At 48.2% G+C, this 16,540-nt stretch carries 15 protein-coding genes; 4 read left to right on the top strand and 11 right to left on the bottom strand.

Annotated features, from left to right (window positions below):
* Positions 1-97 precede the first annotated feature (97 nt).
* The 4 genes from rho (at position 98) to H7708_RS06815 (ending at position 4,396) form a co-directional block, all read left to right on the top strand.
* Positions 98-1,354 carry a transcription termination factor Rho gene (gene rho / locus H7708_RS06830; protein ID WP_068994090.1) on the top strand — a complete coding sequence of 419 codons (1,257 nt, stop codon included), beginning with the start codon at positions 98-100 and terminating at the stop codon, positions 1,352-1,354.
* 479 nt (positions 1,355-1,833) lie between these two features.
* Positions 1,834-2,091, top strand: a complete 258-nt coding sequence (locus H7708_RS06825; protein ID WP_223669744.1) for a hypothetical protein — start codon at positions 1,834-1,836, stop codon at positions 2,089-2,091.
* Between the two features lie 73 nt (positions 2,092-2,164).
* Entirely contained in the window at positions 2,165-3,646 is a 1,482-nt protein-coding gene (ubiD, locus tag H7708_RS06820; protein ID WP_223669743.1) for a 4-hydroxy-3-polyprenylbenzoate decarboxylase, read from the top strand.
* Between the two features lie 12 nt (positions 3,647-3,658).
* Positions 3,659-4,396 carry an NAD(P)H-flavin reductase gene (locus H7708_RS06815; RefSeq protein WP_223669742.1) on the top strand — a complete coding sequence of 246 codons (738 nt, stop codon included), beginning with the start codon at positions 3,659-3,661 and terminating at the stop codon, positions 4,394-4,396.
* Positions 4,397-4,417: 21 nt separating this feature from the next.
* Here the strand turns inward: H7708_RS06815 and H7708_RS06810 are convergent, their stop codons facing one another.
* From H7708_RS06810 to H7708_RS06760, 11 genes are read right to left on the bottom strand one after another with little or no spacing between them, the layout of a single operon-like run.
* Positions 4,418-5,635 (bottom strand): beta-ketoacyl-ACP synthase, encoded by a 1,218-nt coding sequence (locus tag H7708_RS06810; RefSeq protein WP_223669741.1) that lies wholly within the window; start codon positions 5,633-5,635, stop codon positions 4,418-4,420.
* Complete coding sequence (locus H7708_RS06805; protein ID WP_223669740.1) at positions 5,635-6,360, bottom strand: 3-ketoacyl-ACP reductase FabG2; 726 nt, start codon at positions 6,358-6,360, stop codon at positions 5,635-5,637. The genes H7708_RS06810 and H7708_RS06805 overlap by 1 nt, the downstream gene beginning before the upstream one ends.
* Before the next feature lie 8 nt (positions 6,361-6,368).
* The gene (locus H7708_RS06800; RefSeq protein ID WP_223669739.1) at positions 6,369-6,851 is read right to left on the bottom strand and encodes an ApeP family dehydratase; all 483 of its coding nucleotides are present in this window, start codon (positions 6,849-6,851) and stop codon (positions 6,369-6,371) included.
* Between the two features lie 3 nt (positions 6,852-6,854).
* Positions 6,855-8,048, bottom strand: coding sequence for a beta-ketoacyl-[acyl-carrier-protein] synthase family protein (locus H7708_RS06795; RefSeq protein WP_223669738.1), 1,194 nt, complete (start codon positions 8,046-8,048; stop codon positions 6,855-6,857).
* Entirely contained in the window at positions 8,038-8,652 is a 615-nt protein-coding gene (locus H7708_RS06790) for a DUF3261 domain-containing protein (RefSeq protein WP_223669737.1), read from the bottom strand. The genes H7708_RS06795 and H7708_RS06790 overlap by 11 nt, the downstream gene beginning before the upstream one ends.
* Positions 8,640-9,890, bottom strand: coding sequence for an NAD(P)/FAD-dependent oxidoreductase (locus H7708_RS06785; RefSeq protein ID WP_223669736.1), 1,251 nt, complete (start codon positions 9,888-9,890; stop codon positions 8,640-8,642). Before H7708_RS06785 ends, H7708_RS06790 begins: the two co-directional genes overlap by 13 nt.
* Positions 9,883-12,207, bottom strand: coding sequence for an MMPL family transporter (locus H7708_RS06780; protein ID WP_223669735.1), 2,325 nt, complete (start codon positions 12,205-12,207; stop codon positions 9,883-9,885). Before H7708_RS06780 ends, H7708_RS06785 begins: the two co-directional genes overlap by 8 nt.
* Positions 12,197-12,835 carry an outer membrane lipoprotein carrier protein LolA gene (locus tag H7708_RS06775; protein ID WP_223669734.1) on the bottom strand — a complete coding sequence of 213 codons (639 nt, stop codon included), beginning with the start codon at positions 12,833-12,835 and terminating at the stop codon, positions 12,197-12,199. Before H7708_RS06775 ends, H7708_RS06780 begins: the two co-directional genes overlap by 11 nt.
* A complete protein-coding gene (locus tag H7708_RS06770) occupies positions 12,832-13,272 on the bottom strand; it encodes an acyl-CoA thioesterase (RefSeq protein ID WP_223669733.1) in 441 nt (146 codons plus the stop codon). The genes H7708_RS06775 and H7708_RS06770 overlap by 4 nt, the downstream gene beginning before the upstream one ends.
* Entirely contained in the window at positions 13,265-14,815 is a 1,551-nt protein-coding gene (locus tag H7708_RS06765; protein ID WP_407929730.1) for an HAL/PAL/TAL family ammonia-lyase, read from the bottom strand. Before H7708_RS06765 ends, H7708_RS06770 begins: the two co-directional genes overlap by 8 nt.
* The gene (locus tag H7708_RS06760; RefSeq protein ID WP_223669731.1) at positions 14,799-16,535 is read right to left on the bottom strand and encodes a glycosyltransferase family 2 protein; all 1,737 of its coding nucleotides are present in this window, start codon (positions 16,533-16,535) and stop codon (positions 14,799-14,801) included. Before H7708_RS06760 ends, H7708_RS06765 begins: the two co-directional genes overlap by 17 nt.
* Positions 16,536-16,540: the final 5 nt, after the last annotated feature.

The raw sequence follows: 16,540 nt of genomic DNA, 5'->3' as shown, positions 1-16,540 counted from the left end.
AAGCCCACGGGCAAACTCCGTTTCTACTCCAAACACAAATTTCACGGGAACAGGTAGCATTGTCTATCAATGCGTCAGAGAAAAATCATTCAACATTATGAATCTTACAGAATTAAAGCAGAAATCCGCTCGAGAACTGTCTGAAATGGCGAAAGCCGTTGGTCTTGAGCACATGGCGCGTATGCGCAAACAGGACATCATCTTCGGCCTCCTAAAAAATCATGCCAAAAGTGGCGAAGATATTTTTGGTGGCGGAGTATTAGAAATTTTACCCGATGGTTTTGGTTTCTTGCGTTCAGCGGAAGGATCTTATTTGGCCGGTCCAGACGATATTTACGTTTCGCCAAGTCAAATCAGACGCTTTAACTTACGAACGGGTGATACCATTTTCGGCAAAATACGCCCACCTAAAGATCAGGAACGCTATTTTGCCCTATTGAAAGTCGCAGAAATTAACTACGACAGCCCCGAAAACTCTCGCCGTAAACTATTATTTGAAAACTTAACGCCATTACACCCAGATGATCGTATGCGTATGGAGCGTGGTAATGGTTCAACAGAAGATATTACTGCCCGTGTCATTGATCTGGCCGCACCGATTGGTAAAGGTCAGCGAGCATTAATCGTTTCGCCGCCGAAAGCCGGTAAGACCATGATGTTGCAGAACATCGCTCAATCGATTACTAACAACCATCCTGAGTGTATGCTTATCGTACTTCTTATTGACGAACGTCCAGAAGAAGTAACAGAAATGGAGCGTTCAGTGAAGGGTGAAGTGGTTGCTTCTACTTTTGATGAGCCAGCAGCACGTCACGTCCAGGTTGCAGAGATGGTGATCGAAAAAGCGAAACGATTAGTCGAGCACAAGAAAGACGTGGTTATTTTACTCGATTCGATTACTCGCCTGGCCCGTGCGTATAACACCGTCGTCCCTTCGTCCGGTAAAGTACTAACTGGTGGTGTGGATGCAAACGCATTGCAGCGTCCAAAGCGTTTCTTCGGTGCAGCACGTAATATCGAAGAAGGCGGTAGCTTAACGATTATTGCGACGGCTCTTGTCGATACTGGCTCTAAGATGGATGAAGTGATCTACGAAGAGTTTAAAGGTACGGGTAATATGGAGCTCCACCTGTCGCGTAAGATCGCAGAAAAACGCGTCTTCCCAGCGATTGACTTTAACCGCTCCGGCTCACGTAAAGAAGATCTATTAACGACCCAGGAAGAACTGCAAAAGATGTGGATTTTACGCAAAATCTTACATCCAATGGATGAGTTAGACGCGATTGAATTCTTGATCGATAAGATGGCGATGACGAAGACGAATGATGAGTTCTTCACCTCAATGAAAAAGTAAAAATAATCTTTTTCTTCCTATGCATTGTTGTAGCAAGGTTTTTAATTTCCTCATTTACTGAATGTAAACTCGTTATTAAAAACCTTACTACGCCTCGCCTAGAAAGAAAAATCTTTATTTTTCGTAAAGGGATATTTTGCCAATAGTCTTAACTTTTACGACACTGCCTCGCAAAAACGACTAAAAATCAATTTTTACTGTTTTAGTACAGACAAATGTCCCTTCGGCTTGCCTCGGGTTGGTTCCCTTATATTTAGCTGAGTAATTATCCAAGTAATAGCAATTTAAATCGTGGAAGATTTGAATAACAAATTTCAGCACAGGGATGTGATGTAATTCGTGGTGCGTTAAATTACTTGAAATTATGAAGGAAGTTATTCGAAGAATGACCTAAATATCGGGTGTCTTTTCTTTTGGTTCGTTTTCTTTGGACATACAAAGAAAATGAACATCAACATTTCTTATGCTAATATTTCAGTATGAAGGTAACTAAATCTGATGAAAAATTATTAAAGACCCTGTATTTCAAAGTGAAGAAAGATAATCCAGGGTTAACGGATAAAGAAATTAATCAAAACGTCTTATTAGAATTTAATAAAGTTAAGCTTACTAAGAAAAAACGTAGTGAGACAAGGAAATCTCGAAAAGCTAGAACTAGAAATAGAACAGGAACCTATACCGAAGACTTCAAAAAAGATAGAAGAGAATTAAGCGGTGGAAAATTTTCACCAAAGTAACAATTAAATCATTCCTTAGGTATTGAAGCCCAATCTGATAAAATACCCCAAATATCAAACAACCCCCAATCCCATGCAATACAAAGATCTGCGTGACTTTATCGAAAAGCTTGAGTCGATGGGCGAATTAAAACGTGTCTCGATGGAGGTTGATCCCTATCTTGAGATGACGGAGATTTGTGATCGTACCTTGAGAGCTGGCGGTCCAGCTATACTGTTCGAAAACGTCAAGGGGCATTCGGTGCCAGTATTGGGCAATCTGTTCGGTACCACGCGTCGTGTTGCTTTAGCGATGGGCAAGGAAGATCTAACGGGCTTGCGTGAGTTGGGTGAATTGCTGGCTTTCTTAAAAGAGCCAACGCCGCCGTCGGGTTTTAAAGATGCCTGGCAACAGTTGCCGATATTTAAGCAGGTCATGAATATGGCGCCGAAGCAGGTCAAGAAAGCGCCGTGTCAGGAAATTGTGATCGAGGGTAATGCGGTGGATTTAACCAGTATTCCAGTACAAACCTGTTGGCCGGGTGATGCGGCACCTTTGATGACCTGGGGATTAACTATCACCAAAGGGCCGAATAAGAAACGCCAGAATCTGGGTATTTATCGTCAGCAGGTGATTGGAAAAAACAAGCTCATCATGCGCTGGTTGGCGCATCGTGGCGGTGCACTGGACTTTAAAGATTGGTGCGAAAAGCATCCGGGTGAACGTTTCCCTGTAACAGTCGCTTTCGGCGCTGATCCAGCAACGATTCTGGGGGCGGTAACGCCGGTGCCGGATACTCTGAGCGAGTACGCTTTTGCCGGTTTATTGCGTGGGCAGAAGACCGAAGTGATCAAGTCGATCGGAAATGACTTACAGGTGCCCTCTTCCGCTGAGTTTGTATTGGAAGGTTATATCGAACCGGGAGAGATGGCAGACGAAGGTCCTTATGGCGATCACACAGGTTACTATAATGAGATTGATAGCTTCCCGGTGTTTACGGTGGAGCGCATTACGCAACGGGAAAACCCGATTTATCACTCGACCTATACGGGGCGTCCGCCGGATGAGCCTGCGATTCTGGGCGAAGCGTTGAATGAAGTGTTTGTACCGATACTGCAAAAACAGTTCCCTGAGATCGTGGACTTTTATTTACCGCCGGAAGGCTGCTCTTACCGCCTGGCGGTCGTATCGATGAAGAAACAATATCCGGGTCACGCCAAGCGCGTGATGATGGGAGTCTGGTCGTTTCTGCGCCAGTTTATGTACACCAAGTTTGTGATCGTGGTGGATGATGATGTCAACACACGTGACTGGAAAGACGTGATTTGGGCCATAACTACACGGGTGGATCCAACGCGTGACTGTACTTTGGTCGATAATACACCGATTGACTATCTGGACTTTGCATCGCCAGTTTCGGGGCTTGGCTCTAAGCTAGGGATTGATGCAACTAACAAATGGCCTGGAGAAACCGATCGTGAGTGGGGTGAGCCGATTGTCATGGATCAAACGGTTAAAGACAAAGTCGATACCATGTGGGAAGAGTTGGAGCTCGAGCCTACAGATGATAAATAAGATTGAGGTTGTATGACCGAACAAAAAGAAGCTGAGTTTATTGAATGTGAAGTCTCGTCTGTGCATCGTGCAGGGCGTGATGTTTACTGGGTAGAATTGGAGCCGGTAGAAGGTAAGCTGCCTGAGTACGCAGCGGGTCAATATCTGATGCTGCAGCTGGAAGACGGTTCCTTAAGGCCGTTTTCTATCGCCAGCTCACCGCTGCAGGATGTGTTGGAACTGCATATCCGCCGCTTACCGGGCCACGACGAAGCCGATAAAATTATTAGTCAGTTAAAGCATCAGAATCGGGTCAAGGTGCAGCTGCCTTTCGGTCAGTGTGTATTGACCGGTAGCGAGCGTCCAGCGGTGTTTATTGCTGGTGGTACTGGCTTTGCGCCATTTCACTCGGTCATTAAAACGGCTTTATGGCAGAACATTGATCGCGAGCTGATCCTTTATTGGGGGGCTCAAACTTCGGCCGATCTATACCTGCATCGCGAACCCAGTGAATGGGCCAATAAATACGAGCACTTTTCCTATGTACCGGTGTTATCGGGGCTGGATGAAGAATGGCAGGGGCGTAAAGGTTTTGTTCACCATGCCTTTCTGTTGGATCACAGTGATATCAGTAACATGGATATTTACGTTGGCGGTTCTGAGCCAATGGTTATGTCGGTGTATCAGGATCTACTCGAGCGCGGCGTGGCCAAGGATGCCATCCACTCGGATATTCTGGATATCAAACGCGACATGGGCCTATTAGACTAGGCCTACTATCAGGCCCGTTTGCTACATTCTCTTAAAAATTAGAGATGTATTGATACCGCCGAAAGCAAAGTTATTACTCATAATCATCTGGTGATCCATTTCGCGATCAGTCTCAGTGATATAGTCCAACTCGGCACATTCTGGATCCTGCTCGGTCAGGTTAACCGTCGGTGCGTACCAGTTATGACGCATCATTTCGATAGCAAGCCAGGCTTCGATTGCACCACAGGCACCTAAGGTGTGACCAAAATAGCTTTTTAAAGAGCTGATTGGAACCGGACGCTTGAAAACCTCTCGAGTGGCATGGCTTTCAGCGACGTCACCGCGATCCGTGGCCGTACCGTGAGCACTGACATAGCCAATGTCATCAGCGCTGATATCAGTGTCCTGTAGAGCTAATTGCATGGCGACAGCCATCGTATCTTTTTGTGGCTGGGTAACATGAGCACCGTCAGAGTTACAGCCAAAGCCAACAATCTCAGCCAGAATAGGAGCATTGCGTGCTTTTGCATGCTCGTACTCTTCCAGAATCAGGGTGGCAGCACCCTCACCTATGACCAGTCCGTCGCGATGTTTATCGAAAGGTTTGGGCGTAGTTTCTGGAGCATCATTCTTAATTGAAGTCGCAAACAGTGAATCGAAAACTGCCCCTTGAGTGATGCACAATTCTTCTGCACCACCTGCAATCATCGCTTTTTGACGACCGTATTTAATCGCCTCGTAAGCATAACCAATGCCCTGGCTACCGGAAGTACAGGCGCTACTGGTCGGAATAATGCGTCCTTTCGTACCAAAGAAGACGCCCATGTTAACCGGAGCCGTGTGGCTCATCATTTCAACGTAAGAGGTTGAAGTGAACCCAGTCATAGGTCCGCCTTTTATGAGATCGCCAAAGACAGGTATCGTCCGGGTACTGCCGGACGATGAGCCATAAGCGATCCCGGTTGCACCATTGGTCAGTGCTTCATGCTCTAGTAGTCCAGCTTGTTCAAGGGCCTTTTGTGTGGCGCAGGTGGCGAGCAAGGAGACGCGGCCCATGCTGCGAATTTTTTTACGTGGCAGTTTCGGGAACTGATAATCGACGGGCGCGGCCAGACTGGTCCGTAGCCCTTCGCACTGCTCCCACTCGGGCATAAATTTCACGGCATTGTTACCCGCTTTCAATTGACTGGAAATGGTTTCCCAGTTATCACCGAAGGCGGTAATACCCGACATACCCGTCACGACCACACGTTTCATTAGGCCATACCTCCATTAACAGAGATAACCTGTCGCGTCAGGTAGCCAGCCGAATCCGAGAACAGATAGCTGACCAGACCGGCAATTTCCTCGGGCTTGCCCATGCGGCGGGCCGGAATTACTTTCATCGCTTCCTTGGTGACTTCATCGTCGATCATATCGGTTTCGATGAGCCCAGGGGCGACACAGTTGACCGTAATTTTGCGGCGGGCCAATTCAACTGCCAGCGCTTTGGTGGCACCAATGAGTCCGGCCTTGGAGGCGCTGTAATTCACCTGTCCGCGGTTTCCTAGAACGCCGGAAACGGAAGACATGGCAACGATACGACCACCTTTTTTGTTGCGTACCATTGGCATAACCAAGGGGTGAACCACATTGTAGAAGCCGTCGAGATTAGTGTGAATGACGTCGTCCCAGTCGCTATCGGTAAGCGCTGGGAAGGCACCGTCGCGGGTAATACCTGCATTACAGACCACGCCATAATAAGCGCCATGCTGCTCGACATCCTGCTCAAGAGCAGAACGAGTTTGCTCGCGATCGGCGATATCGAACTGAATAAGACCGGCACTGCCGCCAGCGTGTTTTATCTGCTCAATGGTTTCTTCGGCCTGCTCCACTCCCGAGCGACAATGCACGGTGATATGAAAGCCGTCTTCGGCTAATTGTAGGGCGATACTTTTACCAATACCGCGGCTTGAACCTGTAACTAAGACTCTTCTACTCATGATAGTAATTATTCGTTATGTGTTAATTGATTTGTATCGTCGCTTTCAAAGACGTTAAGCTTGGCTTCGCTGATAATGGTGTCGTCCTGAGTCACGCTGCAGCTAAAGGCACCTAATCCAGAGTCATCCATATAAAGCTCTTCGATATGAATTTGGTAGCTTTGCCCGGCCAGCATTAGCGGAGATGCAATATCCATTTTCCGTGTACCTAGCAAAAAACCTAATTTGACTGGTTCGCCAGCCAGATGGGCCTTAACTCCTGCCAAGGCGGCTATTGCCTGGGCCATGTATTCGATACTGACCCAGCTTTCAATACCTTTCACCGCTGGAATAAAAAAACGACTCGTTGGCTGAATGTCCACTTCGGCGGTTAAAGAATTATCGGTAAAATCTACAAGGCGATCCAGCAGTACCATAGGATCCGAGTGCGGCACAAAATCGGCCACCGGTGCGGCTAAAATGGTTTCTTTCTTTATGCTTGTCGTGTGCATGGCTTACCTCGGTTTTTGGCCGATTATAACACTGACGTTATTGCCGCCAAAGGCAAAAGAGTTGCTCATAGCGACTCGAGGTGGTGAGGCCGGAGCCTGTCCTGAGACTAAGTTTATTGTGGGCAAGGCCGGATCAAACTGCCCATCGTACTGGTGCAGGGCCAGCGCCGAAGTTTGTCTCTGCTGTAGCAGTAGCCAGCAGAAAGCGGTTTCGGTGGCTCCGGCTGCGCCCAGCGTGTGTCCCGTCAGGGGCTTGGTCGAACTACAGGGCGTGGTTTCATTTAAGCTACTGACAACCGCTTGCGCCTCCATGCTGTCATTCAGCGCCGTTCCGGTGCCATGCAGGTTCAGGTAGTCGATGTCTTGAGGCTGAAGCTGAGCCTCTTGCAGCGCCATGCTCATCGCTTGCGCAGCGCCAAGTCCTTGTGGCTGTGGTGCTGAAATGTGGTGTGCGTCGGATGATTCGCCAACGCCGAGCAGCGCAACCTCACTGGGTTCACGGCTCATGATAAATAATGCCGCGCCTTCACCGATATTAATACCTTTTCTATTAACGCTGAATGGCTGGCAAAGTTCGGGTGAAACTGCTTCCAGCGCGTTAAAACCATTCAGGGTCATATCGCAAAGAGAGTCCGCGCCACCGACAATAACGACGTCACATAAATCATTGTCAATCAAACTCCTGGCAGAAGCGAAGACTTTTCCGCTGGAAGAGCAGGCGGTAGATACCGAATATGCTGGGCCTCCAAGCTTAAGATATTGAGCGATAAACTCAGCCGGAGATGACATCTGAATTTGGGAGTAAGCAAATTCGTCGGGAAATATGTCCTGCTGGATTTGGCTGGTTAAAGCACGCTCGCCTTCGGCAATTCCAGAGGTGCTGGTTCCCATCACCACGCCAATTCGGTGACGTGGCGTGTTAGCAGACAGCCTGGTTAAAGGGGCGTTGAGCTGCTGCAGGCAATGTAAAACCAAGCGATTATTACGCGTATTATGCTGGCTCAACGGAGGTGGTAATGTTGGGAGCTCCTGTGTAACTTTACCGACCAGAAAGTCCTGCCCCATCAACTGTGAATGGTGGCGTTGCATACCGCCGGTGTCGCCGGAAATCAATTGGTGCAACACAGCCTCATGCTCAAAGCCGAGAGCATTGACTAGCGCCATATGATTAAGAAAAACAGTGTTATTATGGTTCATTGTTATCGTTTTCGGTTGCTTGCTCTGTGTCGGCTATATCCACAGAGAGCGGTTCAATGTGCAGGCTATAGCCGCGCTCATGGTGGGTAAAGTGAATGATGCCATGAAACGCCGGCTGTTGGCTATATTCAACGCTAATCACCGTTTCCCCATTGCGTTGTATGACTCTTTTGCTTGTCGAAACCTGCCTCGCCTGGCCACCTTTAATTGCCTGCTGAACCTGCTGTATAGGCCATAGGCTGAGCTGGAGGTCGGCTAATAAATATTGTGGTTTAATCTTATCGACCATTGCAGATAAACCATGAGCATTGATTTCACCGCCCTGCAAGATGATGGTAAACAGTCGCGTACCAGTTGGTGTTAAGCCAACCATGGCCAGTTGCCCTCGTTGAATTTCCGTTTGGAAAATCAGGTCGTGACTTTGCTTTTGATAAGTCGCAGTAGCGCTTTGAGTCAGATTGAGGCCATTACTAAAGGGGACCTGTGAAATTAATTCGAAGGACACCTGCTCCGCAATAAACACCCGCTGCTGTGAACTACGGTAGTGGCTAGAACAGCCGATGAGCAGAGCGTTGCATAGCAGGAGGCAAATCAGGACGCGCATAATTCCCCCAGTACCCGTAGGCGGCGCTCTGGCTGTTGCACGAACGAGTTGTCATGATCCCAGGCATAGCCGGCTAAAACTGAGCACACCATTTCTCGGATATTGGCAGGCGCCTGTTCAAAATGAATAATATCCTGGAGCTGCCCCTGATACCATGAGCAGACAAACGCCTTAAAGGTATCAACACCCTGTTGCAAAGGTTGGGCAAACTGGGACTGCCAGCAATACTGCTCTCCGCTGAACTGTCGGGTTAATACCTCGCTGGCCAGCTTGGCCGACTTGAAGGCAATGGTAACTCCAGATGAAAAGATAGGATCAAGAAACTCACCAGCGTTACCGAGTAGAGCATAATTGGTGCCATAAAGTTGCTTTACGTTCGACGAGTAGCCGGTGATGTGCTGTACCGGTGAGATGTTGCGCGATGATGCGAGCAATTTTTTACAGCGCTGGGTTTGCGCTACCGCCTGCTCGAGCATTGACTCCGGTACCGCCGTCGGTGACAGCCGCTCAAAGTATTCGGGCTTGGCAACGCAGCCAAGCGATGCGGTACCATCGGCAAATGGAATAAGCCAGTACCATACGTCTTTCAGCTGCGGGTGGGTTTCGATTAAAATTTTATTGCGGTCGTAACCTGAGTCGGTGATCTTGTCCTCGATATGGCAAAACACCGAGCTACGGACCGGAAAGTCGCTGGGCTGGTCGAGGTTCAGCAGTCTGGGTAGTACGCGAGCAAAGCCGCTGGCATCCAATACAAATCGTGCCTCGACTTGAGTTATATCGCCTTGTTCATCTTCTAAAGTAAGGCTGGGCTGGGGCTCCAGTTGTATGTCTGTAAGCTGGTAGCCAAATTTAAATTCTGCGCCCTGCTTTTCTGCTTCATTCGCCAGCAACTGATCAAAGTCGGCACGTTTGACCTGATAGGTGTGGCTCGGACCCGCGCTGAATTTCTGCGAGAAGTCGAAGTCACTGTAATGACCTTTAGCATAAAAGGCGGCGCCATTCTTGTACTGAAAACCGAGTTTATCAGCCGCGTTTTCAACAGCCGATAATAGCTTGGCTTCCTGCAGGTAGGTCATCGACTGGGGCAACAGGCTTTCGCCAATGGAAAAGCGTGGGAACTGTTGCTTTTCGACCACCAGTACCTTTAATTGCTGTTGCGTTAACAGGCTGGCAGCCATGCTGCCAGCAGGGCCCGCACCGATGATGATCACGTCATATTGTGGGGCATCATTACTCATGCGGTAACCCTTTTGTGCTGTATATTAGATGGCCCAGTATCGGGGATAAGAGGAAAACGGTCAAAATTCCGGTCAACATGGTTAAGCCAAAAGCATGGATTGCCGGCGTTGCACTGAGTGATAGCAGGCCAAAAGACAGTAAAGTGGTAATGGCCGATAAACCGATGGCAAGGTTGATATAGCTTGAGCGAGTTTTTGCCTCGGCATAGAACAGGCCATAGTCGATACCAATACCAAAAACTAAAAACAGGGCCAGCGTACTGAATAGGTTAAAACTACCATTGATACTAATGTTAACGATGACCGCAAATGCCGCTGCAATGACAGGCCCAAGCAGTACATATGCGGCAATTATAGGACGGTACTTAACGGTTAACAGGATAAAAATAATACCCAGTGCAGTTAACAGCATCAGTAATGCTAATTCACGATAATTGGCAAACAGAGTCGAGATCTTTTCGACTTTGTTAATAAAGTAGAGGTAGTCGTGTGCTTGTGCCGCCTGCTGTAAGGCCTCAAGGTCATGAATATTATTCAGTGTAATAATACTGGCTTGCTGTTGTTCGATTTGACCTAACCACAAATAATTAAAGCGTTGACCGAGCGGTGAATTAAGCCACTCATTGATGCCGAGCGGAGTCTGCTGCTGATAATTTTGTTTAAGTTTGGAGATTTGAGCTGGTTGCAACAAACCTAATTCAAGCAACTGCTGAAAGTTATCATTCAGTAGTCGTTTCCCGAGCAGCTGGTAATCGTTACGCTGTTGTTGTGCACTGGGCACGAACTGGGCCGGGTGCTGGTAACCATCAATGACTGCAGACGATACCAGTTGTTGCAGTTGTGGCTCCAGCTGCTGTAATTTTTCGAGCAGCAGTTGTTTATTTTCCGCTTTAACCACGAAAAACTGATTGGTCGCGGGTGCATTAACCAGCTCTTTAATCTGTTGTTCCTGCTGGTATAGCTCAGGTGGTATGGACTGTAATTGGCGGATATTATCGTTGTCCTGCTCGGTATTTAGCAGAAGATAGCCAGCAGTTAAAGGTGCTAACAGCAGCATCAAAATGAAGGTGTTATTGGACGCGTGACGACTGACTCGTAGGTGACTCTTGAAACAACGAAGTAGCCAGTTCGGAGTGGCCACTCGGTAAGGAATGCGGTCGAACAATAACACCACAGTTAAGAAGGCGCCAGCCAGTCCGGTGGCACAGAATAGCGCCATTTGCCGCAGCCCGGGAAATGGCGCGGTAAACAGGGCAATATAGCCAATGACGCTGGATACCAGTCCCATGCTGATAGCGATGAGAATGTGGCGTAATGGATGCCGGTGTTTATTGGCGCTGGCAAAATAATGGAAGGCGTAATCGACGGCAACTCCAACCAGGCTGGAGCCGAAGACCAGCGTTAGAACATGGATCGAACCAAAAAACCAGTGGACCACTGTGAAGGCAATAAAAATACCACTAGCCAATGAGGTCAGGGTTAATAGCAGTGGCGCCGTACTTCTAAAGGCAACAATGAGCAGTAGGATGACGGCAATTAAGGAGCCGAGTCCAATGGTCGAAATTTCTTGTTTGGCCGAAGCAGCAGCATGTTGAGCATAAAAAACGGCGCCAGTTTTAAGCAAAGTTAATTCAGGATTATTTTGCTCAAAATCATGCAGCAGTGTGGTGACAGTGTCCTGGGTATGGGTATCAAACGGCGATGTTTGTAAAGTGGCACTAATCAGTGCTGTGTACTGTTCTTCCTGTTCGAACAGAATGAATCCGTCATCGAGTTGTCCCTGTTGTTGCTTGCCGCCTTTAGCATTTAGGTTCTGCAGGTAACGATAAGAAAGTAAATAAGGATCGGTTGGAATTAAGCCGATCAATTGCCCGGAGAGTGGTGAGTAAACTAGCTGCAGGGTTGCATCCAGAAAGGGTTGACTGCCCTGCTCTAGCATCAACTGGCGATCCCTGTCGGTCAATAAATGGAAGCGGTGATCGAAATACAGTTTGCCGACCGCTTCTTGCTCTTTCTGTGTTAACTGTGAGGTAAAGGAAGCGATTAACTCGGTTTGCTTAAGCTGGGAGATTAGCTGTTTGGCAGCACCGCTGACTTGACTTTTATCATCGGCGGAAACGGCAACGATAATCTGCTTAAAGTTATTATCGGAGAAGCGTGTGAAGGCCTCTTCGGCGAACGGGTCGACTTCGGTCTTTGGCAGTAATTTAAGTATATTGGTTTCAACCCTAAAGCCAGAGGTTAAATGGCTATAAAAGAGCCATCCCGTTACTGCCAGCATTAAAGTCCATATCAGGGTTCTAATATTAGTCGACAAGATATTCCCTTAACTGCGTGATCATGTGCTCAGTGGTGTCAGGGGTGAATGACAGCTGGGTCACGTCATCGTTAGCTTCCGTGAATGCGATCCGTTGTATGCGCTGCGAACCGGTGACTGTAATGTGGTGCATTACATTGTCGATGGTTGAATTGGTCGGCGTCAGCGATATAGTCCATTGGCTGTCATCACAGCGGGTAGCGACGGTAAAATTTTTGTCCAGCTCGGTAAAACTACCTGAGAGAATGGCTAGAAATGTAGATGAGATCAGCTGGCTGGCTGGCTGGTTGCCATTGTCGGGTAGGCTAATCAACTGATCACTTTTATTGTATTGCTTGAATTCGGTATCGGTTATGACGGTAGTGCTTTTAATCGGTTCCAGTGTTTGCCACACCAGCCCCGAGTCCTGGCTTAATAGCAGATAGCCGCTGGAGTACAGTGGTTTGGACAGTACCTTGATGGACTTTTCCTGCTCGAAGCGGGACAATTCTGGCTGTGACTGAAGCTTGGTTGCGATAGCGTTCAGCTCGCAACCTTCGTCTGTGGCACTGCTGATTTGTGGCGAGATTAATGCTACTAGCGCGGCAAGCAAAAGCAGTATTGAAAACTTGAATGTGTGTATTTTCATTGTTGGCAGTAGTTCTCTATTTTTTGTTTTAATACCGTCGGTGAAACGAGTTGCATCTCAAAGTCGTCGGTGGTTACTGCAACTTGGACCGTATAACCTTTGCAGAGTTTCTCGCCATTATTGGCCTGTTGAATTTGATAGTCGATCTTAAGGCGATTTTCAAACTCCGTCAGGGTTGCTACGCAAATCAGCTTTTCACCATAGCGTGCGGGTTTAACATACTTCAGGCGCATATCAATAATGGGCCAGTAGTAACCCGATTGCTTCATCTGTGGATAATCGTAGTCAATCTTGCGTAAGAGCTGACAGCGAGCTTCTTCGAAGTACTTAACGTAATTGCCATGCCATACAATATGCATCGGATCGAGGTCGAAAAATGGAACCTCAACGAAGTACTCTGCGGCAATTGCCATTCTTTTCAGTTGCGAATTATCCATAAGTGCTCCAATGCTGTCGCTGGATCAGCTCAACAAAATGACGCAGCTCCTGTTCCAGCGGGCGATCTTCATCGACCAGGCTGAAGTGCTGGAATACTTCCTCTAGCGTCGTGGTAATAGAGTCAGATAAAGAGTCTGGCTCGAGTTCGTTATGATTGATACGCAGCTGCACCGCTTGCACCGATGCCATGAGCGAGGCAGCCGCGACCTGCTCGGTTAATTCAAGTATGCGCAGGCAATCACGGGCGGCAATGGTCCCCATGCTGACCTTGTCCTGATTATGGCATTCGGTAGAGCGTGAGAACACGCTGGCAGGCATGGTGTTCTTCAAGGCTTCGGCGGTCCAGGCACTGATGCCGATTTGTACCGCTTTAAAGCCATGGTTAATCGGCTTTCTGCCATCTTCAGCGGCCGATAAATTGTTCGGTAAGCCATTGTTAAACTTTCGGTCCATCAGCAGTGCCATCTGGCGGTCCATCAGATCGGCCAGGTTTGCGATACCGGTTTTTAAGGTATCCATCACCATGGCGATGTGGCCACCGTAAAAATGACCGCCGTGCAGTACATGCTGGCCTGCGCCATCAATAATCGGGTTGTCATTGGCGCTGTTCAATTCGGTCTCGATCATTTGGCGAATCCAGGGCATCGAGTCCTTTACCGCGCCAATAATGTGTGGCGCGCAGCGTATCGAGTAGCGATCCTGGAGTCGGCTCGAGTTACGTGGATGGCGGTGGTGATTCAGATCGTCGCGAATCCAGGCCGCGATCTGATTTTGTCCCGGGTGAGGCTTGGCATTAAACAGAATTTCATCAAAGTGCGCGCTGTTACCTTGAAGCGCCGTAGAACACAGGGCGGTGATGCGAGAGCAAAGTTCGATAAGGTATTCGGCACGTTGGTATGCGAGACAGGCGAGAGCGGTCATCACGGCCGTACCATTCATCACGGCTAGCCCTTCTTTTGGCTGTAATTTTATCGGCTCAATTCCCAGTTGCCTGAAAACGTCTTCTGTGGGTAAGGTTTTACCATGATACATCACATCGCGTTCACCAATCAGCGCTGCCGCGACGTAAGATAAAGGTGTCAAATCACCGCTGGCGCCAACGGAACCTTCCTGCGGGATGCGCGGCATAATGTCTTGTTGCAATAAGGTTTCCAGCTGTTCTAACAATCGCCAGCTAACGCCTGAGTACCCCTGACTTAAGGAAGCCAGCCGTGCGCCGAGAATTGCACGGGTCTGCTCCACGGAAAAGATATCGCCCATACCACAACCGTGGAAGCGAGTCAGATGCAGTGGCAATTCATGCACATTGGATAACGGCACCTGCTCGGTGACCGAGTCACCATAACCGGTAGTAACACCGTAAATAACCCCATCTTCCTGCAACAGATCCCTGAGGAAATCTGCACCCTGCTGAATTTTGGCTTTAAAATCAGGTGCTGGATTTAAACGGGCTTCGACCTGCCCTTTTGCCAGTGCATTAATATCTTCAATTGTGATTTTGCCCTTACCGAAGGTAATGGGGGAGCTAGTTGTTGTCACTATGGTGCTTCTCTTGTTGTTGGATCGTTCTCTGTATATGCTGCTGGTCGTCTTTTTGCCAAAAATCGAAAAAGTTAAACCATTGATAGGGAGCTTTTAGAGAATAATACTCGAGCCGTTTTGCATAACGCTCGATAATGGATTGTAACTGTTGCTTCTTATTTCTTCTAGCCAGCTTCAGACTGTCGGCGAAAGGCTCAAGGTAAATATGGTATTGGCCGGATTGCTTGAGACAAAACAGCAAGTAGGTTGGGCACTCCAGTAGTCCAGCTAAAATGAAAGGGCCCTGTGAAAAAGGCGCTGGATCGCCTAAGAATGGGGCATAATTGACGCGACCAAATTGGGTGACGGAAGTTCTGTCGCCGACAATAATGACAATCTCCCCTGCTTCGACCTTCTCTTTGAGTTGGATTGCCGTATCCGCCCCCATGTTATCGACCTGGATCAAATTAACCATGGCCTTGGGATTAAACCTTTCCAGCGCGGCTTGAAACTTAAGGGCATGCTTGGTGAAAACCAGGGCATTAATGGTCAGGCTGCTATCGCTCTCGCCTATAGCGCGGCATAGCTCGAGATTGCCAAGGTGAGAGCCGATAAATACCGCCCCCTGTCTGGGTTCGTGTTGCCGCAGTTGTTCGAACTCATTGATATTATGGAAAACCACATCGTCGCTTTTGACGTCACCGAGCCAGGCTCTGATTTTATCGACGGAAGCCAGTCCAAACTGATAAAAGTGCTTATAGACGTGATACCAGCGAACGCTCCGATTACTGTCTTTTAACTTATTGATTTTTTTCAAAAAATCATAGGAGGCCCGACGGGCTTTATTGCCAGTCAGCACAAAGTAAGCGATCACCGGCAGAAGAACGATGCGGAATAACCATTGGCCAAAGATGCGGTATAACCAGACCAAAGTCTGGATCCCCATGGTCGAGCCACGTTCTTTGGTAGCGGACCAGTGTTGAGCAGGCTGATTTGTTTTATCGCGTCTAAAGCGGCGTGCGATCAACTTAGGTGCTCTTGGCAGCATGCCAAAGAATAGCCGGGTGTGCATTTTGGTAATTCGCCAGTTGTCCTTGAACAACTGGAAGTGTGATGAGCCATCTTCCGGATAAATTACCTTGGTCGGAAGGTTGATAATATCGACTCCTTGCCAATAAAGCTTAACCAGTATTTCGGTATCGAAGTCCATTCGTTTACCAACGTGGCTGTGTTCAATTAACTGGGTAGCAGCGGCCAGCGGGTAGAGACGAAAACCGCACATGGAGTCTTTAATTTTCAGGGACAGGGTCTCGATCCAAACCCAGAAATGGGTGATATAGCGAGGTATTAAACGCCCCAAAGGGACCGACTCGTCATAGTCCGGGATACCACAAATTACAGCGTCAGGAGCCTGTTGGCTTAAGCCAATGAACTGCGGTATATCATTCAGATCATGCTGTCCATCGGCATCCACCTGAATGGCATGACTATACCCCAACTGATGCGCGGCCTTGAAGCCTGCCATAACGGCTCCGCCCTTACCCTGATTCTCGGTCAGCTGAATAAGCTGGAGAAAAGGGTAGCGTTCGGGCAATAACCCAAGATAGTGGCTAGTCGTTTCATCACTGCCATCATTAACCATGATGACGGGAATTGACAGCGGCTCGATCGAGCGCAAGACCTGCTCAATATGCTGAGTATGATTGTAGTTGGGGATGACGATGCAGTATTCTAAGTTCATGGCGA

Source organism: Kangiella shandongensis, assembly GCF_020005365.1.
Classification (GTDB): Bacteria; Pseudomonadota; Gammaproteobacteria; order Enterobacterales; family Kangiellaceae; genus Kangiella; species Kangiella shandongensis.
This window is presented reverse-complemented; position numbering and strand designations above follow the sequence as displayed.